This is a genomic window from Kitasatospora sp. Xyl93 (genome assembly GCF_055383135.1).
This window is the reverse complement of the sequence record NZ_AP029185.1, coordinates 8463883-8485148: the sequence shown is the minus strand read 5'-3', so window position 1 is coordinate 8485148 and position 21266 is coordinate 8463883. Positions and strand designations below refer to the sequence as shown.

The following is a 21266-nucleotide window of genomic DNA, read 5'->3' as shown; positions in this document are numbered from 1 at the left end:
GGGCCCGACGACGGGCCGGGCCGGGGGACCCGGGGACACCGGGCGCGGGCGCGCTCAGCGTCCGCGCCACACCGGCGGGCGCTTCTGCGCGAAGGCGCGCGGCCCCTCCCTGGCGTCCTCGCTGGCCCGGCGGACCTGTTCCCAGTGGTAGCGGGCCGTGAACGCCTCCTCCAGCGGCAGGTCCAGCGAGCGCAGCACGGCCTCCTTCAGGGCGCGCTGCGACAGCGGCGCGCAGCGCAGCAGGTCGGCCGTCCAGCGCTCGACGCACTCGTCCAGCCGCTCGTCCGGTACGACCTCGTTGACCAGTCCGAAGGCCAGCGCCTGGGCCGCGGACATCCGGTGTCCGGTGAGCAGGTAGCCCATGGCGGCCTTGAGCGGGATCTGCCGGGCCAGCCGGAAGGCCCCGCCGGCGCCGGGGACCAGGCCGAGGGCGGCTTCGGGCAGGGCGAAGACGGCGCTGTGCGCGGCGATCACCAGGTCGCAGGCGAGGACGAGTTCGAAGCCGCCGCCGAGGGCGTAGCCGCGGACCCTGGCCAGGACGGGTTTGGACAGGGAGAAGCGGTCGGTCAGGCGCGGCGAGCCGGGCAGGCCGCGGGATCCGAAGGTGGTCGGCGGGGTGCCTTCGCGGTCGAGGCGGGCCCGTTCCCGCAGGTCCTGGCCGACCGAGAAGGCGCGTTCGCCCGCGCCGGTCAGCACGACCAGCCGTACCCGGTCGTCGCGTTCGACCTCGTCCCAGACCGCGCCGAGTTCCGCGTGCATCCGCTGGTCCATGGCGTTGAGCACCCGGGGGCGGTTCAGGGTCACGCGGGCGACGTGCCCGGTCCGTTCGTAGAGCACGGGCCGGTCGGTGGCGGCTGCCTCGTTCACGTTCACGGGGTCCACCGGGGCAGGCTACCGGCGGGTGCGGGCGGGGGCGCGGATGTCGGCGGCCGTGGCCCGGGCGTCGCCCGGGGGTGCCCGCCCGTTTGGCCGAGCGGATCGGGGTGAGAAGAGCACCGGGTGGTACGGGCCCGTCCCACCGCCGCTCAGAGCCCGGCCACCGTGACATCCATTCACCGGCGGCCGGGCGACGGCTTCTTGCCCGGTGGGGCGCCGCGGCCCTGAGGGGGCGTCCGCGGTCCTGGGGGGGCGGATTCACCCAGGGCAGAACGCCGCGGCCTTCCCCCCGGGCCGGGGATCCCTAGGCTGAAGGGGTGAGCACTCAAGCGCCGAACGAAGCCCGCGTCATCCCCCTGCGTCCGCCGGCCTCGCCGCCCGCGTCCGACGGGGCGTCCCGCCCGCCGCGGCCGGCGGAGGCCCCGCAGCCGCCCGTGCGCAGGGAGCCGCTGTGGCGCGACGTCGTCGGCGACGTGCTGCGGCGTGAGCGGCTCGCGCAGGAGCGCACGTTGAAGGACGTCGCGCAGGCGGCCCGGATCTCGATGCCGTACCTGTCGGAGCTGGAGCGCGGGCGCAAGGAGGCCTCCTCCGAGGTGCTGGCGGCGGCCGCCCGGGCGCTGGGGCTGGGGCTCGCGGACCTGCTCTCGCTGGCCCAGGACGAGCTGGCCCGGTACGCGGTCCCGAGCCGGGTCGGCCGGAGCCTGGCGGCCCGGGGCCTGTCCGGTCGGGCCCTGTCCGGTCAGGCCCTGACGGGCCGGGGCCGGACGTCGCCCACGGCGCGGTACGACGGCCTCTGCCTGGCCGCCTGAGCGGGGCGCCGGCCCGGTTCGGCGGCTGGTACGGCGGCGGTGCGCACCGCCGCCGTACCAGCCGCGCGGGGTCAGGCGAAGGGGAGCCGCCGGTTCAGCACCTGGTCGGCGATGCCGTAGGCGACGGCCTCCTCGGCGGTGAGCACCTTGTCGCGGTCCATGTCGGCGCGCAGCGTCGCCGCGTCGTGGTGGGTGTGCCGGGAGAGCACCTCCTCCACCTGCGAGCGGATGCGGACCATCTCCTTGGCCGCGAGGCTGAGGTCGGAGACCGTCCCCTGCCGGCCGCCGCTGGCCGGCTGGCCGAGCAGCACCCGGGCGTGCTGGAGCACGAACCGCCGCCCTGGGTCCCCGCCGGCCAGCAGCACGGCGGCCGTCGACGCCGCCTGGCCGACGCAGAAGGTGGAGATCGGCGCCTGCACGAAGGTCATCGTGTCGTAGATCGCCATCAGTGAAGTGAACGATCCGCCGGGCGAGTTGAGGTAGATCGAGATCTCGCGTTCCGGGTTCTCCGACTCCAGGTGCAGGAGTTGGGCGATGACCACGTTGGCGACCGAGTCGTCGATCTCGGTGCCGAGGAAGATGATCCGTTCGTTCAGCAGCCGGCTGAAGACGTCGTAGGTGCGCTCGCCCTGGGCGGTGCGCTCGATGACGTAGGGAACCGTGTACGAGCCCATGTCACAGTCCGATCCGTCGGCGGGAGGCGGCCGGGCGGATGTCGGCGACCGACTCCACCACCCGGTCCACGATCCCGTACTCCCTGGCCTGTTCGGCGGTGAACCAGCGGTCCCGGTCGCCGTCGCGGGCGATGGTCTCCTCGCTCTGCCCGGTGTGCTCGGCGGTGATCCGCTCGATGGCCCTCTTGGTGAACTGGAGGTTCTCGGCCTGGATCTCGATGTCCGCGGCGGTGCCGCCGATGCCGGCCGAGGGCTGGTGCATCATGATCCGCGCGTTCGGCAGCGCGAACCGCTTGCCGGGCGCGCCGACGGTGAGCAGGAACTGGCCCATGCTGGCGGCGAATCCCATCGCCAGGGTGGAGACGTCGTTCGGGATGAGCCGCATGGTGTCGTAGATGGCGAGGCCCGCGGTGACCGAGCCGCCGGGGCTGTTGATGTACAGGCTGATGTCGGTGCGCGGGTCCTCCGCGGACAGCAGCAGCAGCTGCGCGCACACCCGGTTGGCGGACACGTCGTCGACCTGGGTGCCGAGCAGGACGATCCGCTGGGCGAGCAGCTGCGCGGCGAGGTGGTCGTCGAAGGCGGTGGGCGTGGTGTCGCCCTCCGCCGCGCGGGGCGGGGACGTGCTGAGGGGGGTCATCTGCGCTCCTTTTGCGGGGGCGGGGAATGCCGTCCGCTCCACTCTGGGCCCGCCACGGCCCCCGCCCGCGGTTTCTCTGCCCGCCGCAGATTCGCCACGGGCAGAGCGCCCGGGCCCGGCCCCTGCGGTACCGCCCGGGACGGCCGGCTACCGGCGGGGGCCGTAGTCCCAGTAGTGGTCCGGATAGTCGCCGCACGGGTACTGCATCAGCGGGGCCTGCGGAGCGTTGCTGCCGTGGGAGACGGCGAGGCACTGACGGCTGTTGCCGTTGACGAAGCGGATGCCGTGCGGCCACTTCTCGATCCTCCAGGTCTGCCCGGGGCTGTTCCCGCACGCGGACTGGACGATCTGGGCGGTGGCCTCGGTGCTGGCGTCCCGGACGGAGAGGCACAGGGCGCTGTTGTAGCTGACGATCCGGTAGTAGGTGTCGCCTTCGGTGTCCGTGGCGGTCTTGCGGGCCTCCCAGAAGTGGTCGGGGTAGTCCCCGCAGGGCAGTTGCTGGACCTGTTGGCCCTCCTCCCGGCTGCCGCCGGGTGTGGCCATGCACTGCAGGCTGTTGCCGTTGCGGATCGCCACCGATCCCGCCGGCGGGGTCGTCGGGGTCCCGCCGAGGCGGGCGGGTGCCGGGGGGTCGGTCTGCGGCCCCGGTGCCGGGGCGGGGGTCGCCGGCGAGGGCGCGGGCCGTTCGCCGCCGGTCGGGGCCGAGGGGGTGGCGGGTTCCGGCGGGGCGCCGGCTCCTTCGGTCCGGGCCGCTGTCGCGGCCGGTGCGGGCGTCGCGGGCGTGCTCTGCGCTGCGGCGGCCGGGGGCGGCGTACCGCCCGGTGCGGGGGCGGCGGACGGGGTGGCCGGGCTGGCGGCCGGGGCCGCGGGGCCGTCCCCGGAGGGCGGGCCGCCGGTCGCGCCGGCCTGCGGCACGATCCGGGTGCCGGCCGCCTGGGGGACGGTGTCGAGGGGGGTCGGCGCCGGGCTCAGGTGCAGGCCCACCAGGACGCCGGCGAGCACCAGCACCCCGGCCAGCGCCGCGGCCGCCAGGGCCGTGCCGGTTCCGGCCGTACGGGGGCGCCGCGCATCGGCGGGTCCGCCGTACGGTGGACCGGTGAACGCGGCTCCGCGCGCGAGCGGGACCCTCGGGGGGTGGTCCGGGGTGCGGACCAGCTCACCGCGGACGGTCCCGGGGCCGGACGCGGGGCCGGATACGGCGGGGGCCATCCGCAGCACCTCCCGGTGCCGGTCGGCCAGGGCCTGACGCACCTCCACGAGACCGGCGCCCAGCCGCCGCAGCACCGGCAGGTGGGCCTGCACCCCGTCGGCCACCACCAGTTCGGCGCCCGTCGGCCTGGTGGTGGCCGGCCGGGCCTGCGTCAGCTCCTGGTCGACCAGGGCCTCGATGGCGTCCTGCTCCCGTTCCGCGGTGCGCCGTGCCTCGCGCGCGCTGTCCCGGATGCGGCGCACCTCCGCCAAGCAGCGCGTCGCCTCCCGCAGCCGGGAGCGCCGCGACCCCGCCGCGCCGCCGCCGGCCGGTGGGGGGCCCGCCGTGTCCTCGGCGCCGGTGGCCAGTTCGTCCCGCAGCTCGGCCACGATCGCCACCAGCACCCGGATCAGGTCCTCGGCCTCCGCCATGCCCGCCTCGGCCTGCCGTTGCGCCTGGCGGGCCAGGTCCAGTGCCTGCTGTGCGGCCGAGCGCCCGGCCGCGGGGGGCTGGAGGCCCCCGGCCGCCCGGGTGGCCTGTTCGTGCAGGTGGGCGGCGCGCGCCAGCAGCGCCGCCCGGGCCCGCGGGTCCGTCGCGTGGTCGTGGACCAGCCGTTGGAGCAGGTGCCACGGGATGTCCCGCTCCGCCGAGCGGTACTCGCCCCAGCTGGTCTTGCTGGCCCGGTAGCGCCGGGCGAGCTCGCGGACGGTGGTCCCCGACGTCATCTCCCGGACGAACCGGGCCAGTTCGTCCGCCTGCTCGGTCTCTCCCTTGTACCGCCCTTGCGGACGTCCAGCACGACCCACCCCGCGCCCCCTCCTGTGCGCCCGGCCGGGCCGGATCACCCGTCTCCCGTCCGAGCTGAACCGTTTCTTGTAGGTGGACCATCAAACAGGCCGCACCGAGGGACCTCCACCGGTTCTTCGGACAACCTGCCGGCACCCGCCCCGGCCGCCACGGCGGGGTGTTCCCGTGGTGGGGCGGTTGCCGGCCCCGGGACGCCCGTCCGCCGGGAACGGTCGGGAAACCCTCTGGATGGCGGGCCTTCGATGGGGGTAAGTTCCGCCCACGCGTCGTCAGTTGACGAAAGATCAGCTCAGGGGGGCGGGCGGATGGCCGGATCGGTTCGGGACGTCGTCGTGGATGTGGTGACGCGGCTGGCACCGGAGGAGCTGCCGCTGCTGCGGGGGCTGGACAGGCTGCCCGCCGAGGAGGTGGTGGCGCTGTTCGGGCGCCGGCGGCGGGGCGAGCCGCTGGGGTTCGGGCTGGCGGAGGCGGCCGCGCTGGTCACACCGGTGGTGTGGATGGCGGTGGACGAGGCCTGCCGGGCCGCGGTCGGCGCCGGCGTGGCGCGCGCGGGCGGCGGCCTGCGGCGGCTGTGGCTGTGGCGGCGCGGGCGCGCCCGGCCCGCGCTGGAGCCGCCCGTACCGCCGTTGGACGAGCGGCAGTTGGCGGCCGTCCACGCCCGGGTGCGCACGGGGGCCCGCGAGGCCGGGTTCGACGAGCCGGCCGCCGGCGCGCTCGCGGACTGCGTGGTGGCCCGGCTGGCCATGGAGCCGGGCGCGCCCGCCGCCCCGCCCGCTCCCCCGGCACCGTCCGCTCCCCCGCCCGCTCCCCCGGCGGGGCCCGGCGCCCCGGAGCCGCCGGCATGAGCGCACCCGCCGCACCTCCGCTGCCGCCCAAGCCGCCCGAGCCGCCCGCCGCCGCGCCGGTCCTCGACCCGCGCGTCCTGCCCGCCGGCACCGCGCTGCGCTTCGGCCTGCTGCTGCTGTCCATGGTGGCCGCCGGCCACCACATGCTGACGACCCTGCTGGAACTGGTCCGCAAGGGCCGGGCCGCGGAGTACGCCTGCGAGCTGGCCGCCGGGTTCGACCCGAACGGGGACTTCCTGACCCAGCTGGGGACCGGCCCGGGGACGGACCCGGCGCTGCGCGCCTGTCTGGCCGCCGCCCCGGACGATCCGCGCTGGCCGGTGCCCGCCGCACTGGCTCTGGTGCTGCTGGCGGCCGCCGCGCTGTACCTGCTGCTGCCCCGCTGGCGCCGGCGCTCCCGCCGGCTGGAGCCCGTGGACGGGCAGTTGCGGGCGGAGCTGCTGCGCCTGGCGGAGCAGGCCCGGCTGCCGGTGGTGCCGGAGTTCGTGGTGGACCCGGGCCGGCTCGGCTCGGGGGCGGTGGTCTTCGGACACCCGCGCCGGCGCACCGTGTGCCTGTACGCGGGGCTGCTGGTGACCCGGGTGAGCGACCCGGCCGGGTTCCGCGCCGTGGTGCTCCACGAGTTCGCGCACATCCGCAACCGGGACGTGGACCTGGGGTACGCCGTCACCGCGCTGTGGCGGGTGTTCGCACTGCTGGTGGCGCTGCCGTTCGTGGTGGTGGTCGGCGGGTCGCTGGTGGGCGCGGAGTTCGGGCTCTTCGTGGGCGCGGACCGGGTGTTCTGGCCGGCCGGGCGGGCGCCGCTGGTGCGGGAGACGGCCACCGCGGTGGGGATGGCGCTGCTGGTGGTGCTGGCCCGCGCCGACGTGCTGCGCCACCGGGAGCTGTACGCGGACGCGGACGCCGTCGCGCTCGGCGCCGACCGGCGGGTGTGGGACGTGCGCGATCCCGCGGGCCCGGCCGCCCGGCTCGCCCGGCTCTGGCGGGCGCACCCGACCTGGGCGCAGCGGCGCCGGGCGCTGGAGGATCCGGCGGCGCTGTTCACCCTGGCGCCGCTGCAGACGTTCCTGGTGGGCGCGGCCGCCGTCACCATCGCCCTGCTGCTGCCCCCGTTCGCCGGCGGGACGGGCAGGGTGTGGCTGGCCGCCGTGCCGACGGCGCTGGTGCTCGCGGTGGCGGCCTGGCGGTCGACGGCGTACGCGGCGCACCGCGGGACGGCCGGGCCGGACGGGCTGCGGGCGGGGCTGTGGCTGGGCGCCGGCCTGGTGGTCGGCGAGCTGGTGGTGGACATCACCGCCGGCGGGAGCTGGCTTCCGGCGCATCCGCCGGTCCTGCTCGTACTGCTGCTCGGCGCGCTGGCGTACGTCCCGTGGCTGGTGCAGTGCGCGCGGCTGGGGCTGGGGCGCGGGCGGGTGGCCGCGGTGGCCGCCGCGGCGGGGGCGGTGCTGGTCGCCGCGGCCGGGCTGGCCTGGTGGTCGGGCGGCGGCCACCTGTACACCGCCGGGGACGTCCTGGGCCGGGGCGGGACGCGGGAGCTGGTGGTCCAGCAGTTCCCCGGCGGGTGGGAGCGGCACCGGGCGGAGCTGGAGTGGATCGCCACGGTGCTGCCGCGGCTCGGCGCGGACGGGGCCACCTGGGCCTTCGTGGCGGCCGCGGGGGCGCTGTGGGCGCTGCCGTACCTGCTGTGGCTGCTCGGCGGGCACCGGGGGCTGGGCCGGGCGGTGCGCCGCGGGCTGCTGGGCGGGGTGCTGTGCGTGGCCGGGGTGCTGGCGGTCAAGGCGGCGCTGTACGCGGACCGTCCGCCGCCGGGCGAGCGCGGGGGCGGGTTCGTGCTGCGGTACGTGTCGTGGCTGACGGTCGCGGTGTGGGCCGGGGTGGTGGTCACGGCGGTGGTGGTGGCGCTGGTGTCCCGGCGGCTGTGGCTGGTCGGGGCGCTGGTGGCGGCGGGGGTGGCCCAGGCGTGCGCGCTGGTGGCGGTGTTCGTGCTGATGTCGGCGGACGGGTGCCTGGGGCCGTTGCGGACCATCGGCGACAGCTGCCTGTGGGTGCCGGAAAGCGGTTGGCCGCTGGTGCAGGTGCTGGCCGGCCCGGTGCTGCCGGCGCTGTTCGGGGCGGCGCCGGCCGCGGCGCTGGTGCGGCTGCCGCTCGCCCTCCTCCGGCGGGGCGGCGCAGCCCCGCCGGACGGCCGGGTGGCACGCTCCGGCGTCCGGCGGGTGGTGCTCGTCGGGGCCCTCGCCGGGGCGCTGGCCCTGGGGCCCGCCGCCGTGGGGGCGCTGCCCTCGGGTTCGGGGGGCGCGCTCGCACCCGCGGCGCCGCGCCCGGCCGACGCCCGCTCCGAACGCGTCCGGGTCTTCCAGCTGCTGATGTGGTACCGGGTCGGCGGGAAGCAGGACGTCCTGGCGCTCATCGAGGCCTTCCGGGCCTTCTCCGACGAGGTCCGGAAGCTCCAGCAGGCGGCGGCCGGACATCCGGAGGAGTCGGTACAGGTCGACGGCCGCCGCCTCGCCGAGGTCTGCACCGCGATCCAGGGCGCCGCCGGGACCGCCCTGGGCCACCTCCACATCCCCGACTCCGGCCTGGACGGGCCCTGGTGGGCGGCGCTGGAGCAGGCCCGGCGGGCCGGGCAGCGCTGTGCGCGGGCCATGGACCCCGAGCGCGAGGAGCGGCCGGGCGAGGCCGACGCCGCCCTGTCGGAGGTCGTCGAGGGTCTCGGGGCGGTGCTCGCCGCGATCGATCCCGTCCTGCGGCGGATCGAGACCGACGGGCCTCGGTACTGGCCGGACCTCGTCCGTATCGACCGTCCGCAGCCGGCCGACCCGCCCGGGACGGAGGGGCGGGCCGGCGGCTGACCGGGGAGGGCAGAACCCGCTCAGCCCGCTCAGGCCGGGAGGTCCGGGAGGCGGTCCAGGGCGATCCCGAAGCGGGTGCGGTAGGCGGCGAGGAGCTCGTCGTCGGCGAGGGCCCGCTCGGTGCGCCCGCCGTCCGGGGTGGTGGTGATCAGGCGCCGGCCGCTGACGGTCACCCGGCCGCCGTCCGCGGTGAGCAGCGAGCAGGTCGTCGAGCGGGTGAAGTGGGAGTCCGGCGAGGTGGCCTGCCACCAGCAGGTCGCGGCGAAGTCGGCGAGCTCGTACGGGCGCAGGCCCAGGCGGTACTGCGGCCTGCCGTCCAGCAGGACGTCCAGGTCGCCGTACGGACCGGTCGGGGTGAGGGTGAACGCGCCCTCGGCGTCGGCCTGTTCGCCGCGCTCGTCCAGGCGCAGCGGGTGGCGGCTGAAGCGGCCGAAGCCGACGTCGGCCAGCCAGGGCTCGTCGAGGTCCACCCGCAGGGCGAGGTGGCCGAGCGGCGGGCCGAGGCGTTCGCCGTCGAAGACGCGGGCGGCCAGCAGGCTCACCCGGTAGCCGAGCGAGGTGAGCAACCGGGCGAAGGCGCCGTTGAGTTCGTAGCAGAAGCCGCCCCGGCGGCGGGTCACGACCTTGGCCAGCAGGGCGCCGGGGTCGAGGTCGACGCTCTCGCCGAGGTGGAGGCCGAGGTTCTCGAACGGGACGGTGCGCAGGTGCGCGAGCTGGAGCCGGGCGAGCGCCTGCGGGCAGGGCGTGCCGGGGTCGGGCAGGGCGATCCGGTCGAGGTAGGCGGACCGCTCGGCGGCGGTGAGGCCGGCGGACGGCCGCTCGGGGCGTGGCGCGTGGTCCATCCGGCCATTCCACCCGGGCGCGGGCGCTTCGGCCATCGGCATTTGGTCCTACGTCCGGGGTTCTGGACGGGGCCGCACCCGGCCGTCGCCACGGCACCGTCGCCGCCGGCACGGCCTCGTTCGCCGCCGCCGTCGCCCCCGGGGGTGGCCGGCGGGGCGCCGGCCACTGCCCCGCCGGTGCCCTTTCGTCCCTCGCGGGAGCCGCGCGGGGGCCGTAGGGTCGGTGTGCCGCGCAGCGACGCAGGAGGGCCCGAGCGTGCGAGAGACCGCGACCCACTCGGTGGCGCCGACGCCCGGGGCCGCACCGGCCAGGCGTACGGCGCGGGGCCGGGCGCCGGCACCCGCCGCCCCCGCCCGGGCGCCGCGCCCCGGCGAACTCGCCGACCTCCAGCGGACGGTGGGCAACGCGGCGGTGACCCGCCGGCTGCAGCGCCAGGCGGCCGACGGGGTCAGGGAGCAGGCGCGGCGCGACGCCGCCGACCCCGCCGGGCACGGCGAGTGGGCCACGTTCCGCGCGGACATGGCCCGGGCGGGCTTTCCCCCGGACGTCACGGAGGTCGCCTGGCAGCTCGTCCTCGGCGGCATCGCCGAGCAGGGGCGGCTCAACGACGAGGCCATGGCGCGGTACACCGAGCGCCAGGCCCAGCGCGACCACCGGGCGTCGAACAGCTGGTACCAGGAGCTGGTGCAGGTCGTCGGCGACTACCTGGAGATCGGCACGCCGACGCTGGCCCTGTGGTCGGGCGGCCGGGAGGTCAGCGACTACGCCCTCGCCAAGGGCCACACCCCGCTGGAGGCCACCGCCTTCGGCGGGGTGGTCGACAGGCTGACCCTGACCCCGGACTGGATGCTCAAGACGCCGATGTGGAACGTCCTGTCCAAGGCCTTCGTGAGCCGCTCCCGCGGCCCCGTCCACATCTTCCTGCGGGCGTACGACCCGGAGAGCGTGCTGATCGCGCAGGAGGTGCCGCAGCTGCGCGTGGTCATGGCGCTCGACCCGGCGGTGCGGCTCGTGTGGCACCCGGTGTACGCCGCGGCCGACGGCAGGCTGATGGAGGTCACCCGGGGCCTCGACCTGGCCGCCGACGCCCCCTGCTCGACCCGCGACGAGTGCGTGCGGATCCTCTACGACTACCTGCGCCTGGTCCACGACCCGGCCAACACCCGCTCCGCGCGGGCCCACGCCGAGATGAGCGCCCGCCTCGCCGCCAACGGCAACCCGCAGTAGGGCCGCAGGGCCGGGGTGGGGAGGCCGGCCGGTCTCCCCACCCCGGCCCTGCGGCGCCGGTCGCGGTCCGGCGGCCTACTTGCAGAGGGCCGCGTCCACGTCGGCGGTGAGCCGCGGCACGGCCGCTTCGGACGGCGTGGTGGTCACCGCGAAGTTCGCGGCGCGGCCGTCCTCGGTGACGCCCCCGAAGGTCACGGAGCCGGGCAGGCCGCCGCCGTGGCCCCAGTAGACGCCGGGGCCGCACGACAGCCGGTAGGAGGCCAGGCCCAGCCCGTACCGGGCGCCCTCGCCCAGGCTCCCGTCGGTGGCGACGGTCGTGCGCATCTGGGCGAGCTGCTCCGGGCCGAGCAGGCGGCCGCCGAGCAGTTCCGTGTAGAAGCGGTTGAGGTCGGTGTTGGTGGAGACCATCGCCCCCGCCGCCCAGCCCCAGGACAGGTCCTGCCGGGTGACGTCGGTGAGCGGGGCACCGGGCGTCAGCCGGTGGTAGATCCTGGGGTGGGCCTCGTGCACGGTGGTGTCCCCGGGGGTCGGGAAGTAGGTGTGCCGCAGGCCGATCCGGTCGATGACGCGGCGGGTGATCTCCTCGCCCACCGGCCGGCCGGTGATCTTCTGGATGATCATCCCGGCGACCAGGTAGCCGGTGTTGCTGTACTGCCAGCCGGTGCCCGGGGCGAAGTCGGCCTTGTGGGCGAGCGCGAGGTCGAGCAGGTCGCGGGGCTCGTAGTACCGGTCCAGCGGGCCGGTGAGGTCGAGGTACTTCGTGTAGTTGGGCAGGCCGGCGGTGTGCTGGAGGAGCTGGCGGACCGTGATGGCCGCGCCGTCGATGCCGTCCCCGCGCAGCAGGCCGGGCAGGTAGGTGTCGACGTGCTCGTCGAGCGCGACCTTGCCCTCCTCGACGAGTTGCAGCACGACCACCGCGGTGAAGGCCTTGGTGTTGCTGCCGATCCGCACCTGGCCGTCCACCGGCACCTTGGCCCGGGTGGCCAGATCGCCCACCCCGGCCGTGTAGTTGCGGGTGCGTCCGTCCCGGCCGGTGACGGCGGCCAGCGCGCCGGGCATGGCGAAGTCCCGTACCAGGGCGTCCAGGTTCTTCTGGACGGTGTCCGGCCGCCGCGCCGCGGCGGGGCCGGCGTCGGCGGCCACGGCACCGGCGGGAGCAGCGGCCCCGACCGCCAGCGCGCCGACGACGGCGGCCAGCGCGATCCGGCCGCGCGCGGCGCTCCGGCGGGGGCGGCCGGGGCGGTGGGAATCGTGCGCGTTCACGAGGAACTCCTGTCGCTGGGAGGGGTTTTCCGGGGTTTCCCGGCAGGCCTCCAGCCGACCATCCGCGACCGGGTCGGGTCGTCCGCGCACGGGACGAGGCCGCCCTCACACCCCGGCACCGGGGGCCCGGGCCGTCCGGGAGCCCGCTCCCGGCCCCCTCTCCCCCCGGAGTCGTACGCCACGGGGCCGTACGCCGCGGGGGTCCGGCCCGGCGCAGCCGGACCCCCGGGCGGGGCGGGGCCGTCAGGCGGCCAGGTGGTCCAGCGTGAACAGGGTGGCCCGGTAGGCGTACTGGGCCACGGCCGAACCCGCGCTGCCGGCCTGGTCGGAGACGGCGGCGAAGCTGCCGCTGTGCCCGATCCGCAGCACCACCTGGTTGGAGCCGGGCGTGGGGTACAGCAGGTGGAAGATCTGGTTGCCGTAGATCCACCCGGAGCAGTCGAACACGTTGAAGTTGGCGGAGTCGCCCAGTCCTTCGCCGTTGTCGTTCGGGTTCTGCTTCCAGATGCCCAGGCACTCGTTCTCGTTGCGCCGGCTGCGGAAGATGAAGGACTGGTTGTCGTCCTTGTAGTGGCACAGCTTCCACTGCTGGTTGTAGCCGCCGGTGTCGGGGTTCTGGACGGCCTGCCCCCAGGCGCTGTACTGGTTCCTCTCCACGAGCTGGTTGAACGGCGTCCTGATCCGGTAGTAGCCGTCGTCGCAGACGTAGCCGTGCCACTCGGTCGAGGCCGGTGCCCGGGTCTCGGCCGACGCGGGGGCGGCGAGCAGGGTGAGGCCGGCCAGTGGGGCGAGGGCGGCGGCGCCGAGGGCGCGCAGTGCCGTGCCGGGGCGGACGCTCGCGTGTCGTAGGGGGTTGGTCACGGGTTCCTCCGTCGTCGTCGGGTCGGTGGGCCGGTCAGCAGCTGCTGATGAGGAGTTGGGCGGCCCGGCGTACGGTGCCGGCCGGTTCGGCGGGCGCGCAGCCGACCGAGCCGATCTCCGGTGCCTCGTAGGTGGTGAACGTCCCCGGGGTGGGCTGGGAGGTGACCCAGATGCCGGTGGTGGGGCCGGTCTGGGCGCAGACGCGGTTGACGTACTGGCCGGTGACGACCCGGGTCCCGCGGTAGAGGCCGTACCGTCCGGGCGAGTTGAGGTTCCAGGTGTCGCTCACGGTCTGGCTGGTGGTGCTGGAGGTGGTCGTCTGGACCGAGAAGCCGACCTTGGCCTGGACTTTGAGGAACAGCGCGCTCGCCGTGGCGGTGATCTCGGTCCGGTTGTCGACGGTGGTGCTCACCGAGCTGATCCTGGTCAGGGTGTCGCTGTGCTGTCCGGTGGTGCCCGCGGCGACGTTGACGATGAGGAAGTCGGTGACCTTGGGGGTGACCTGCACGTTGAAGGGTTCCGTCGTGGTCTGGTCCACGGCCGGGTTGCAGAAGGTCGGGAGGGTGTCGGCGTGGGCGGCGGGGGCGGCGCCGAGGCCCAACAGGCCCACGGCGACGGCGGTGGTGGCCGAGGCGGCGAGGGTGCGCCGGCGTGTCCTGCGGGTGGTGGTCATCTGGGCTCCTCCAGCGGTCGCGGAAAGGGGCCGGGGCGTGCGCGTCCGCGACGGATGCGCACGCCCCGCGCAGGGGTGCGTACGGAGTGCGACGTCATCCTTGTCGATGCTTCGGGCACGCCGGTATCCGAGTTTTCTCGGGGGTGCCCCGCACCCCGTCAGCCCCCCGGCCGCTTCCCCTGGCTGTCCGCCGGCGCCGGGTCAGGCGGCGAGGTGGGAGGCCACCAGGGCGGCGAACTCCTCGGGGGTGAGGATGCGGATGCCGAGTTCCTCGGCCTTGGCGCGCTTGGAGCCGGCCTTCTCGCCGGCGACGAGCAGGGTGGTGCGCTTGGAGACCGAGGAGGAGGCCTTGCCGCCGGCGCGTTCGATCAGTTCGTTCATCTGGTTGCGGGAGAGGTCGGCGAGGGCGCCGCTCATGCTGCCGGTGACGACGACGGCCTGGCCGGCCAGCGGGCCGCCGTCGTCCCCGTCGCCGGCGCCGTTCTCCCCCGCCGCCGCGGGGGCGGTCGGGGTGGTGACGGCGGTGCCGACGCCGAGGTCGGTGAGGCGGTCCAGCAGCGGGGCGAGCTCGGCGAGTTCGGCGGCGACGACGCGGGCCTTCTCGGCGCCGATGCCGTCGACGCCGGCCAGGGTCTCGGCGTCGGCGGCGCGGATCGCCGCCATGCTGCCGAAGTGCGCGGCGATCCGGCGGGACATGGTCCGTCCGGTGCCCCGGATGCCGAGGGCGCAGAAGACCCGGTTGAGCGGCTGGGTGCGGGCGGTGGCGATCGCGGCGAGCAGGTTGACGGCGCTGGTCTCCCCCATCCGCTCCAGGGTGAGCAGTTGCTCGCGGGTGAGGGTGAACAGGTCGGCGAGGTCGGCGACCAGGCCGGCCTCGACGAGCTGGACGGCGCGGGTGCCGCCGAGGCCCTCGATGTCGAGCTGGTCGCGGCCGGCCGCGTAGAGGACGGAGGCGACGGCCTGGCAGTTGCGGCCGCGCACGCAGCGCCAGCGCTGTTCGGCGGTGTCGATGGCGTCGCCGCAGCGCGGGCAGGCCTCGGGGAAGGCGATCGGCTGCTCGGCGCCGGTGCGGGCGTCGAGCACCGGGGCCTCCACCCGGGGTATCACGTCGCCGGCGCGGTAGACGAAGACCTGGTCGCCGATCATCAGCCCGCGCCGTTCGATGTCGGCGGGGTTGTGCAGCGTCGCGAAGGTGACGGTGACGCCGTCGATCACCACCGGTTCGAGGACCGCGCGCGGGGCGATGATCCCGGTGCGGCCGACGTTCCACTCCACCCCGAGCAGCCGGGTGACCTTGTGCTGGGCGGCCAGCTTGCGGGCCACCGCCCAGCGCGGGGCGCGCGAGCCGGAGCCGGCCTCGGCGCGGTCGGCGGCCAGGTCGGCCTTGACCACCACGCCGTCGATGCCGAAGGGCAGTTCGGAGCGCAGGGCGGCGATCTCGTCGATGCGCCGCTGCACCTCCGGGATGCCCGCGCAGTGCCGCGGACGGGCCGCGGTGGCGGCGGCGGTGTTGGCGCCGAGGGCGGCGAGGTGCTCCAGCAGGGCGCTGTGGGCGAGGCCTTCGGGGCCGACGGCGTCGTAGGCGAAGAAGGTCAGCTCGATCCGGTAGGGGCGGTCCTTGGCCCGCAGGGTGCCGGCGGCGCCGCTGCGCGGGTGGGCGAAGGGGGTGGCGCCGTGCTCGGTGCGCACCCGGTTGGCGTGCTCGAACTGGTCCTGGGTGAGCAGGACTTCGCCGCGCAGCTCGATGTCGGCGGGCTCGGTGAGCTCGGCGGGCAGGCCGAGGATGTCGGCGGCGGCGTGGGTGACGTCCTCGCCGGCGAGGCCGTCGCCGCGGGTGACCACCTGCCGCAGGCGCCCGGCGCGGTAGCGGGCGGCGACGGCGAGGCCGTCGAGCTTGGGCTCCACGCACCAGGCGGTGACGGGCCGGCCCAGGCGCCGTTCCAGGCCGGCGGCCCAGGACTCCAGCTCCTCCGCGGAGAACACGTTGTCCAGCGAGAGCATCGGCACGCTGTGCGGGACGTCGCCGGTGGCGGCGCCGCCGGCCACCTTGCCGGTCGGCGAGTCGGGCAGCGCCTGGCCGGGGTGGGCGTCCTCGTAGGCGGCGATGGCCCGCAGCAGCGCGTCGTACTCGTCGTCCCCGAGCGGGGTGGCGCCGTCGGCGTAGTACGCGGCGGCGGCCTGGACGGCGGTGGCGACGGCGTCGGCGTACGCGGACGGGGAGGACAGCGGGGCTGCGGTGTCGGTCATGGCGGAATCATGGCGGCCGCCACTGACACTGATACTGCTAGCGGGTCCCTGGTGGTCGTGGACCGGGGTGGCCGGCCGGTCAGCACTCCAGGAGGGTGCAGCTCCAGTGCATGCCGCGCCCCATGCCGGCCAGGGCGATCAGGTCGCCGTCGCCGAAGTGCCCGGCCGCGCGGTGGTACTGGAGGTCGAGGAGGTGGTCCGCGGCCCCGAAGTGGCCCCGTTCCAGGGAGATTTCGAGGTTGGTGCGCTCCACCGGGACGCCGAGCCGGTCGGCCAGCTTCGTCAGGGTGGCGAGGTTGTCGTTGAGCAGCACCACCCTGGCGAGGTCCTGGACGGACGCGCCGATCCGCTTGCAGGCCCGCGCGACCACCTCGTGCACCCGTTCGCCCATCAGGCCGATGAACTCCTGGAAGCGCTCCGTGTCGTAGTCGAAGAACTCCATCAGGCCCCAGGCGTCGCGGGCCGGGGCGGGCGCCCGGCCGCCGCGGAAGGGGGCGGCCGCGCCGCCCTCCTCCATCCGGAACAGGTCGGCGTAGCGGCCGTCGCTGATCGTCTCGGCGGCCCGCCAGCGCAGTTCGGGGTGGCCGCGCCCGGCCACCGCGGCGCCGGCGCCGTCGGAGAACAGCAGCGAGTTGGTGTACATCCGGTTCCAGTAGGGCTCGCACGTCCGGTGCGCCCCGACGACCAGGGCCCGCTGGTAGTCGGGGTGGGTGGCGAAGCGGCCGGCGAGCAGGTCGAAGCAGGTGATCCCGCTGACGCAGCCCTGGCCGACCAGGACCGCCTCGGCGCGGCGGGCGCCGAGGCGGTCCTGGAGGGCCGCGGCCGGGTCCCAGTACAGGTACTCGGGGATGTCGGTGATCGCGAGGACCACCAGGTCCAGGTCGGCGGGGTCGGTGCCCGCCTCGTCCAGGGCCGCCCGGGCGGCGTCGACGGCCAGGTCGGTGAGCCCGACCCCGTCCGGGCTGCGGTGGACGGTGCGGTAGCCGTACGCCTGGACGCGCTCGACGTCCTCGGTGTACTCGGAGGCCACGTCCGCGACGGCGACGGGCTCCCCGAGCGCCGATCCGAATGACATCAGTCCGTAGTCCACGTCACTGCCCCTTCCGGCCCTGCGGTTGTTCCAGGACGTCCTGGCCTGGTCGGCGGATCCGGCGCGGGGGTGCCGCCGCCGTCGCCGAGGAGGGTTCGTCGGCGAACTTCCGTCATCCTGGCGCGGCCCGACGCCCCGTCAGGCTATACACCGCCGACCGGCCCTGACCAGCACCGACACCGGCGCACCCGTCGGCGGGCGGGGCTCCGGGCGCGGCCGCGGGGGCGCCGGGGTGCGGGGGCGCGGGTGCATACCGGGCCGCGCAGCGGGCAGCCGCGCAGCAGGGAGCCGCCGCGGGCGGCCGGTGGCGAGAGGTCAGGAGGAGGAGCCATGCACCGGATCGAGGAGTCCGTCGAGGTGTCGGCACCGCTCGACACGGTCTACGGGAACTGGGTGAGGGTCGAGGAGTTCCCGCGGTTCATGCGCGGGGTGGTCAGCGTCGACCGGTCGGACCGCGGGGCGAGCCTGGTGGTGCGGACCGCGGCCGGGCCGCGGGAGTTCGAGGCCGTGACGACGGAGCTGGTGGCGCGGGAGCGGATGGCCTGGGACAGCGGCCCCGGGCCGGTGCGGCACCGGGGTGTGGTCACCTTCCACCCGGTGGACGACCGGACCACCCGGGTGATGCTCCAGCTGGAGGTCGAGCCGCACGGGATCTGGGAGCGCCTCGCCGAGGCGCTCGGCTTCGTCGACCGCCGGGTGATCGACGACCTGGAGGACTTCCGGCGCCACGTCGAGCAGGACGCCGGCGCCGCCCGGGCGTAGCGGCCGGGCGGGGCGGTGGCACGGTCAGTGGGCGAAGCTCAGGAAGCCGATGATCGGGCTGGCTCCCGCGAGGAGGCAGACGAGGATCGTGGCCGCCCACGTCCCCGGGCCGGCCGGGGGGCAGGCCGCGTCGGCCGGGGGCTCGGTCGGCACGGGCCCGGGCACAGACACGGACATGGGCCCGGGCGCGGGCCCGTGGGGAGGCCGCGGGGCCGGGAGCGGCGGGCGGCCGAGCCGGGAGGTTTCCATGACGCGTCCTTCGTGGGTGGCGTGGCGGTGCCCGCCCCGGCCGGTCACCGGTGGGGGCGGGCACTGCGGGGATACAGGGGCCCTGCTCAGCCGACGAGGGTCTTGTTCAGGGCGTCGAGGCCGTCGGCGTAGATGCCGGTGAACAGGTCGATGACCTCCTGCTCGGTGGCGCCCTTGGGGTTGAAGCGGCCGGACCACTGGACCTCGGCGAGGTCGTCGCGGCCGGGGACGGCGTGGACGCGCAGGGTGGAGACGTAGCCGTCGACCGGGAACGGAGCCTGGAGGATGGCGTAGCTGTAGTGCCGTTCGGTCTCGTTGAAGTCCACGAGGCGCTCGACGATGACCTCGCCCTCGGGGTTCTTCAGCCGGCGGACGCGGCCGCCCTCGACGGCGGTGCTCTCGGGGATGTACGGGAGCCAGTCGGGCAGGGCGTCGAAGCCGCCGATGAGGGCCCAGACCTGCTCGGGGGTGGCGGGGACGGTGCGGCTGACGGAGGTGGAGGCCATGATCGCTTCTCCTGGTGGTGCCGGGGTGGTGGGGGTCAGGCGTTGTTCGGGAGCGGGGCGGTCTCGCTGACCAGGCCGGCGGCGCGCAGGTCCTGCCAGAACGCGGCCGGGACGTTCTCGTCGAGGGCGGCGGTGTCCTCGGCGATGCGGCTGGGCTTGGTGGCGCCGGGGATGACGGCGGCGGTGACGGGGTGGGCGAGGGAGAACTGGAGGGCGGCGGCCTTGATGGACACGCCGTGCCGGGCGGTGAGGTCCTTCAGGCGGGCGACCTTCTCCAGGATCGCGGGCGGGGCGGCCTGGTACTCGAAGTGGGTGCCGCCGGCGAGGATGCCGGAGCTGTAGGGGCCGCCGACGACCATCTCGACGCCCTGTTCCTGGGCCATCGGCAGCAAGCGCTGGAGGGCGTGGTCGTGGTCGAGGAGGGTGTAGCGGCCGGCGAGGAGGAAGCCGTCGGGCCGCGGCTCGTCGAGGGCGAGGGTGAGCTCGATGGGCTCGGTCTTGTTGACGCCCAGGCCCCAGGCCTTGATGACGCCCTCGTCGCGCAGGCGGGACAGGACGCGGAAGGCGCCGGTGCGGGCCTCCTCGAACTTCTGGAGCCACTGGTCGCCGTGGAAGTCCTGGGCGATGTCGTGGACCCAGACGATGTCCAGGCGGTCGGTGCCCAGGCGCTTGAGGCTGTCCTCGACGGAGCGCTCGGTGGCCTCGGCGGTCCACTCGTGGAGCATCTTGTGGGGATTGCCGTGCTCGAACAGGCCGCCCTTCTCGCCGAGGTCGCGCTCGCCCTCCTCCACCTCGTCGAGGATGACCCGGCCGACCTTGGTGGACAGCACGTACGCGTCGCGCGGCTTGGCGGACAGGACTTCGCCCAGGCGCTGCTCGGACAGGCCGGCGCCGTAGAACGGGGCGGTGTCGAAGTAGCGGATGCCGTGCTCCCAGGCGGCCTCGACGGTGGCCAGGGCCTCGACGTCGGGGATCGCGCGGAACATGTTGCCGAGCGGGGCGGTGCCGAAGCCGAGCTTGCCGGGAAGGATCTTCTTCAGGGACATGACAGTGCCTTTGCGGAGCAGGCGGGCGCGGGGAACGGCGCCGCCGGGGTTGCGCACGCACCGATGAATTGGTGCAGGCGCGCCTTACATGCAGGAACAATAGTTGCACACGCGTGGCAATGCAAGGGGGGCCGGGACCGGCCGCGGGCGGGGGCGGGGCCCGGTGCCCCTCCCCCGCCTGCACGCCGTGGGGGTCAGGAGGTGGTGAAGGCGACCTGGTCGACGGTCCAGAAGGCGCTGTTGGTGCCGGTGTAGCGGAACTGGAAGCGGGCGGTGGTGGCGCCGGCGGGGACGGTGACGGGGAGGTTCTCGACGGTGTTGAGGTCGCTGCGGTAGGACTTCACCAGCTGCGGGGCGCCGTTGTCGAAGACCACGTACACGTCGCCGGTCTGCGGCCCGTCGACCTTGTAGTTCGTCGCGAAGGAGAGCAGGCCGCGGCTCGCGCCGGAGACCGGGTGGGCGGGGCTGACGAGGGTGGAGTCGAACTGGCCGGCGCCGTGCGCCTTGTCGTCCCACTCGTCGGAGTCGGCGACGGCGAACACGTTGCGGGCGCGCACGTCGGTCTCGCGGGACTGGCCGAGCTGGGCGGCGGTCCAGAACTCGTCGGTGGCGAAGGCCCAGCCGCGCCACTCGGTGACGCCGCCGCTGGGCATGCGGGAGTTGTCGATGCTCCAGCCGGCCGGCGGGGTGTGGGTCCAGCCCTTGACCGCGGCCGGGATGCCGCTCTCGTCGGCGCGGGCCTGCAGGCTCGGGCGCAGCGCGTCGAAGGCGTCGGGCGTGATCTCGTCGATGGGGCGGCCGTCGAGCTTCCAGGCGGGGTCGAGGGGGACGCCCTCGTGCTTGAGGACGGTGGGGGCGATGTCGACCGGCTTGACGTCGTAGCGGCGGGAGCCAGGGGTGTAGCCGGCGCCGTCGGCGATCAGGAAGGTCTGGCGCTCGTTGGCGCTGTTGCCGCCGTGGCCGCCGGCGTCGGTGTGGCCGTGGTCGGTGGTGACGAGGATCAGCCAGTCCTCCGAGGCGTACGTGGGGCGGGACTTGACGGCCTGGAGGACCTGGCCGACCAGGGTGTCGGCGGAGTGCAGGGCGGCCAGGTACTCGGCGCTGGCGCCGCCGTGGTTGTGGCCGGCCTCGTCGACCTGGTCGACGTGCAGGAAGGTGGTGTCGGGGTTGCCGTGGGCGAGGTAGTCGGCGGCGTCGGCGGCGGCCTTGGCGTCGTTCTCGCTCTCCTGCAGGCGCAGGTCGGCGCGGCCGTTGAAGACGTTGCCGGCGATGGGGTTCCAGGAGCCGACCACCAGGGTGGAGGTGGCGGGGTCGGCGTTCTCCAGGCGGGTGGCGAAGTCGGGGTAGAGGTCGAGGCGGGCGCCGGTGAAGGCGTTGTCCTTCACCAGGTGCTTGTCGGGCCAGGCGCCGGTGGCGATGGTCGACCAGCCGGGGCCGGAGAGGGTGGGAGCCATCGGGTTGGCGTAGAGGTTGCTGGTGGCGGTCAGGCCGCCGGCCATCAGGGCCTTGAGGTTGGGGGCGTCGGCGGTGAGCAGCTTGTCGTAGCGGGTGCCGTCGATGCCGATGACCAGGGTCTTGGCCTGCTTGGTGCCGTTCGGCAGGCCGTTGTACGGGTCGCCGGCGGCGATTGCGGCCGGGGTGGCCGGGGTGGCGTTGGCGGACGGCGTGATCAGCCCGGCGGCGGTGGTGGCGGCAGCGAGGGCGACGGCGAGGGCGGCGGTGCGGGTGGATCGGGAGGTGCGCAACGGAGGGCTCCCAACTGGTCGGCGGCGCGGTGCGGTTGCACCGGGAGTGAGGATGGGGCGGGCGG

The 21266-nt window shown here is 75.5% G+C and carries 19 protein-coding genes; 5 read left to right on the top strand and 14 right to left on the bottom strand.

Going from position 1 to position 21266, the window contains the following annotated elements:
• Nucleotides 1-54: 54 nt before the first annotated feature.
• The gene (dpgD, locus tag ACZ5GH_RS36835; RefSeq protein WP_401112022.1) at nucleotides 55-882 is read right to left on the bottom strand and encodes an enoyl-CoA-hydratase DpgD; all 828 of its coding nucleotides are present in this window, start codon (nucleotides 880-882) and stop codon (nucleotides 55-57) included.
• A gap of 311 nt (nucleotides 883-1193) precedes the next feature.
• On the opposite strand from dpgD, the gene ACZ5GH_RS36830 reads away from it, so the two are divergent.
• Nucleotides 1194-1685: a helix-turn-helix domain-containing protein gene (locus ACZ5GH_RS36830; protein WP_464336565.1), complete on the top strand. Its 492-nt coding sequence runs from the start codon at nucleotides 1194-1196 to the stop codon at nucleotides 1683-1685.
• A gap of 71 nt (nucleotides 1686-1756) precedes the next feature.
• Here ACZ5GH_RS36830 and ACZ5GH_RS36825 read toward each other — a convergent pair whose 3' ends face one another.
• The 3 genes from ACZ5GH_RS36825 to ACZ5GH_RS36815 form a co-directional block, all read right to left on the bottom strand.
• Nucleotides 1757-2359, bottom strand: coding sequence for a ClpP family protease (locus ACZ5GH_RS36825; RefSeq protein ID WP_387754566.1), 603 nt, complete (start codon nucleotides 2357-2359; stop codon nucleotides 1757-1759).
• Nucleotide 2360: 1 nt separating this feature from the next.
• Nucleotides 2361-2999 carry an ATP-dependent Clp protease proteolytic subunit gene (locus ACZ5GH_RS36820; protein WP_387754563.1) on the bottom strand — a complete coding sequence of 213 codons (639 nt, stop codon included), beginning with the start codon at nucleotides 2997-2999 and terminating at the stop codon, nucleotides 2361-2363.
• A 147-nt stretch (nucleotides 3000-3146) separates the two neighbouring features.
• Nucleotides 3147-4994: an RICIN domain-containing protein gene (locus ACZ5GH_RS36815; RefSeq protein ID WP_387754560.1), complete on the bottom strand. Its 1848-nt coding sequence runs from the start codon at nucleotides 4992-4994 to the stop codon at nucleotides 3147-3149.
• A gap of 306 nt (nucleotides 4995-5300) precedes the next feature.
• Here ACZ5GH_RS36815 and ACZ5GH_RS36810 point away from each other — a divergent pair, with 306 nt between their 5' ends.
• The gene (locus ACZ5GH_RS36810) at nucleotides 5301-5840 is read left to right on the top strand and encodes a hypothetical protein (protein WP_464336564.1); all 540 of its coding nucleotides are present in this window, start codon (nucleotides 5301-5303) and stop codon (nucleotides 5838-5840) included.
• Nucleotides 5837-8689: a M48 family metalloprotease gene (locus ACZ5GH_RS36805; protein ID WP_464336563.1), complete on the top strand. Its 2853-nt coding sequence runs from the start codon at nucleotides 5837-5839 to the stop codon at nucleotides 8687-8689. Before ACZ5GH_RS36810 ends, ACZ5GH_RS36805 begins: the two co-directional genes overlap by 4 nt.
• A gap of 29 nt (nucleotides 8690-8718) precedes the next feature.
• On the opposite strand, the gene ACZ5GH_RS36800 is transcribed toward ACZ5GH_RS36805, so the two are convergent.
• Nucleotides 8719-9531, bottom strand: coding sequence for an arylamine N-acetyltransferase family protein (locus ACZ5GH_RS36800; RefSeq protein WP_387754554.1), 813 nt, complete (start codon nucleotides 9529-9531; stop codon nucleotides 8719-8721).
• Nucleotides 9532-9787: 256 nt separating this feature from the next.
• On the opposite strand from ACZ5GH_RS36800, the gene ACZ5GH_RS36795 reads away from it, so the two are divergent.
• The gene (locus tag ACZ5GH_RS36795; protein ID WP_464336562.1) at nucleotides 9788-10759 is read left to right on the top strand and encodes a hypothetical protein; all 972 of its coding nucleotides are present in this window, start codon (nucleotides 9788-9790) and stop codon (nucleotides 10757-10759) included.
• Between the two features lie 75 nt (nucleotides 10760-10834).
• On the opposite strand, the gene ACZ5GH_RS36790 is transcribed toward ACZ5GH_RS36795, so the two are convergent.
• From ACZ5GH_RS36790 to ACZ5GH_RS36770, 5 genes are all read right to left on the bottom strand, one after another.
• Nucleotides 10835-12022 carry a serine hydrolase domain-containing protein gene (locus ACZ5GH_RS36790; RefSeq protein ID WP_387754550.1) on the bottom strand — a complete coding sequence of 396 codons (1188 nt, stop codon included), beginning with the start codon at nucleotides 12020-12022 and terminating at the stop codon, nucleotides 10835-10837.
• A gap of 243 nt (nucleotides 12023-12265) precedes the next feature.
• Nucleotides 12266-12883 carry an RICIN domain-containing protein gene (locus tag ACZ5GH_RS36785; protein WP_387754547.1) on the bottom strand — a complete coding sequence of 206 codons (618 nt, stop codon included), beginning with the start codon at nucleotides 12881-12883 and terminating at the stop codon, nucleotides 12266-12268.
• A gap of 34 nt (nucleotides 12884-12917) precedes the next feature.
• Nucleotides 12918-13556, bottom strand: a complete 639-nt coding sequence (locus ACZ5GH_RS36780) for a hypothetical protein (protein WP_387754544.1) — start codon at nucleotides 13554-13556, stop codon at nucleotides 12918-12920.
• Nucleotides 13557-13757: 201 nt separating this feature from the next.
• A complete protein-coding gene (ligA, locus tag ACZ5GH_RS36775) occupies nucleotides 13758-15803 on the bottom strand; it encodes an NAD-dependent DNA ligase LigA (RefSeq protein ID WP_387754541.1) in 2046 nt (681 codons plus the stop codon).
• Between the two features lie 79 nt (nucleotides 15804-15882).
• The gene (locus ACZ5GH_RS36770; protein ID WP_464336561.1) at nucleotides 15883-16878 is read right to left on the bottom strand and encodes a 3-oxoacyl-ACP synthase III family protein; all 996 of its coding nucleotides are present in this window, start codon (nucleotides 16876-16878) and stop codon (nucleotides 15883-15885) included.
• A gap of 345 nt (nucleotides 16879-17223) precedes the next feature.
• Here ACZ5GH_RS36770 and ACZ5GH_RS36765 point away from each other — a divergent pair, with 345 nt between their 5' ends.
• Nucleotides 17224-17655 carry an SRPBCC family protein gene (locus ACZ5GH_RS36765; protein ID WP_464336560.1) on the top strand — a complete coding sequence of 144 codons (432 nt, stop codon included), beginning with the start codon at nucleotides 17224-17226 and terminating at the stop codon, nucleotides 17653-17655.
• A gap of 24 nt (nucleotides 17656-17679) precedes the next feature.
• On the opposite strand, the gene ACZ5GH_RS36760 is transcribed toward ACZ5GH_RS36765, so the two are convergent.
• The 4 genes from ACZ5GH_RS36760 to ACZ5GH_RS36745 all read right to left on the bottom strand — a co-directional run bounded on the left by ACZ5GH_RS36760 (nucleotide 17680) and on the right by ACZ5GH_RS36745 (nucleotide 21201).
• The gene (locus ACZ5GH_RS36760; protein ID WP_464336559.1) at nucleotides 17680-17808 is read right to left on the bottom strand and encodes a hypothetical protein; all 129 of its coding nucleotides are present in this window, start codon (nucleotides 17806-17808) and stop codon (nucleotides 17680-17682) included.
• Nucleotides 17809-17990: 182 nt separating this feature from the next.
• The gene (locus ACZ5GH_RS36755; protein ID WP_464336558.1) at nucleotides 17991-18410 is read right to left on the bottom strand and encodes an SRPBCC family protein; all 420 of its coding nucleotides are present in this window, start codon (nucleotides 18408-18410) and stop codon (nucleotides 17991-17993) included.
• A gap of 35 nt (nucleotides 18411-18445) precedes the next feature.
• Nucleotides 18446-19456: an aldo/keto reductase gene (locus ACZ5GH_RS36750; RefSeq protein WP_464336557.1), complete on the bottom strand. Its 1011-nt coding sequence runs from the start codon at nucleotides 19454-19456 to the stop codon at nucleotides 18446-18448.
• A gap of 194 nt (nucleotides 19457-19650) precedes the next feature.
• Complete coding sequence (locus tag ACZ5GH_RS36745; RefSeq protein ID WP_464336556.1) at nucleotides 19651-21201, bottom strand: alkaline phosphatase family protein; 1551 nt, start codon at nucleotides 21199-21201, stop codon at nucleotides 19651-19653.
• Between the last annotated feature and the right edge of the window lie 65 nt (nucleotides 21202-21266).

What these genes read in the sequence shown, in the direction of transcription:
- ACZ5GH_RS36805 (WP_464336563.1), top strand. Translation starts at nt 5,837, where the DNA reads ATGAGCGCACCCGCCGCACCTCCGCTGCCGCCCAAGCCGCCCGAGCCG.
- ACZ5GH_RS36750 (WP_464336557.1), bottom strand. Translation starts at nt 19,456, where the DNA reads ATGTCCCTGAAGAAGATCCTTCCCGGCAAGCTCGGCTTCGGCACCGCC.
- ACZ5GH_RS36770 (WP_464336561.1), bottom strand. Translation starts at nt 16,878, where the DNA reads ATGTCATTCGGATCGGCGCTCGGGGAGCCCGTCGCCGTCGCGGACGTG.
- ligA (WP_387754541.1), bottom strand. Translation starts at nt 15,803, where the DNA reads ATGACCGACACCGCAGCCCCGCTGTCCTCCCCGTCCGCGTACGCCGAC.
- ACZ5GH_RS36755 (WP_464336558.1), bottom strand. Translation starts at nt 18,410, where the DNA reads ATGGCCTCCACCTCCGTCAGCCGCACCGTCCCCGCCACCCCCGAGCAG.
- ACZ5GH_RS36810 (WP_464336564.1), top strand. Translation starts at nt 5,301, where the DNA reads ATGGCCGGATCGGTTCGGGACGTCGTCGTGGATGTGGTGACGCGGCTG.
- ACZ5GH_RS36765 (WP_464336560.1), top strand. Translation starts at nt 17,224, where the DNA reads ATGCACCGGATCGAGGAGTCCGTCGAGGTGTCGGCACCGCTCGACACG.
- ACZ5GH_RS36820 (WP_387754563.1), bottom strand. Translation starts at nt 2,999, where the DNA reads ATGACCCCCCTCAGCACGTCCCCGCCCCGCGCGGCGGAGGGCGACACC.
- ACZ5GH_RS36780 (WP_387754544.1), bottom strand. Translation starts at nt 13,556, where the DNA reads ATGACCACCACCCGCAGGACACGCCGGCGCACCCTCGCCGCCTCGGCC.
- ACZ5GH_RS36800 (WP_387754554.1), bottom strand. Translation starts at nt 9,531, where the DNA reads ATGGACCACGCGCCACGCCCCGAGCGGCCGTCCGCCGGCCTCACCGCC.
- ACZ5GH_RS36825 (WP_387754566.1), bottom strand. Translation starts at nt 2,359, where the DNA reads ATGGGCTCGTACACGGTTCCCTACGTCATCGAGCGCACCGCCCAGGGC.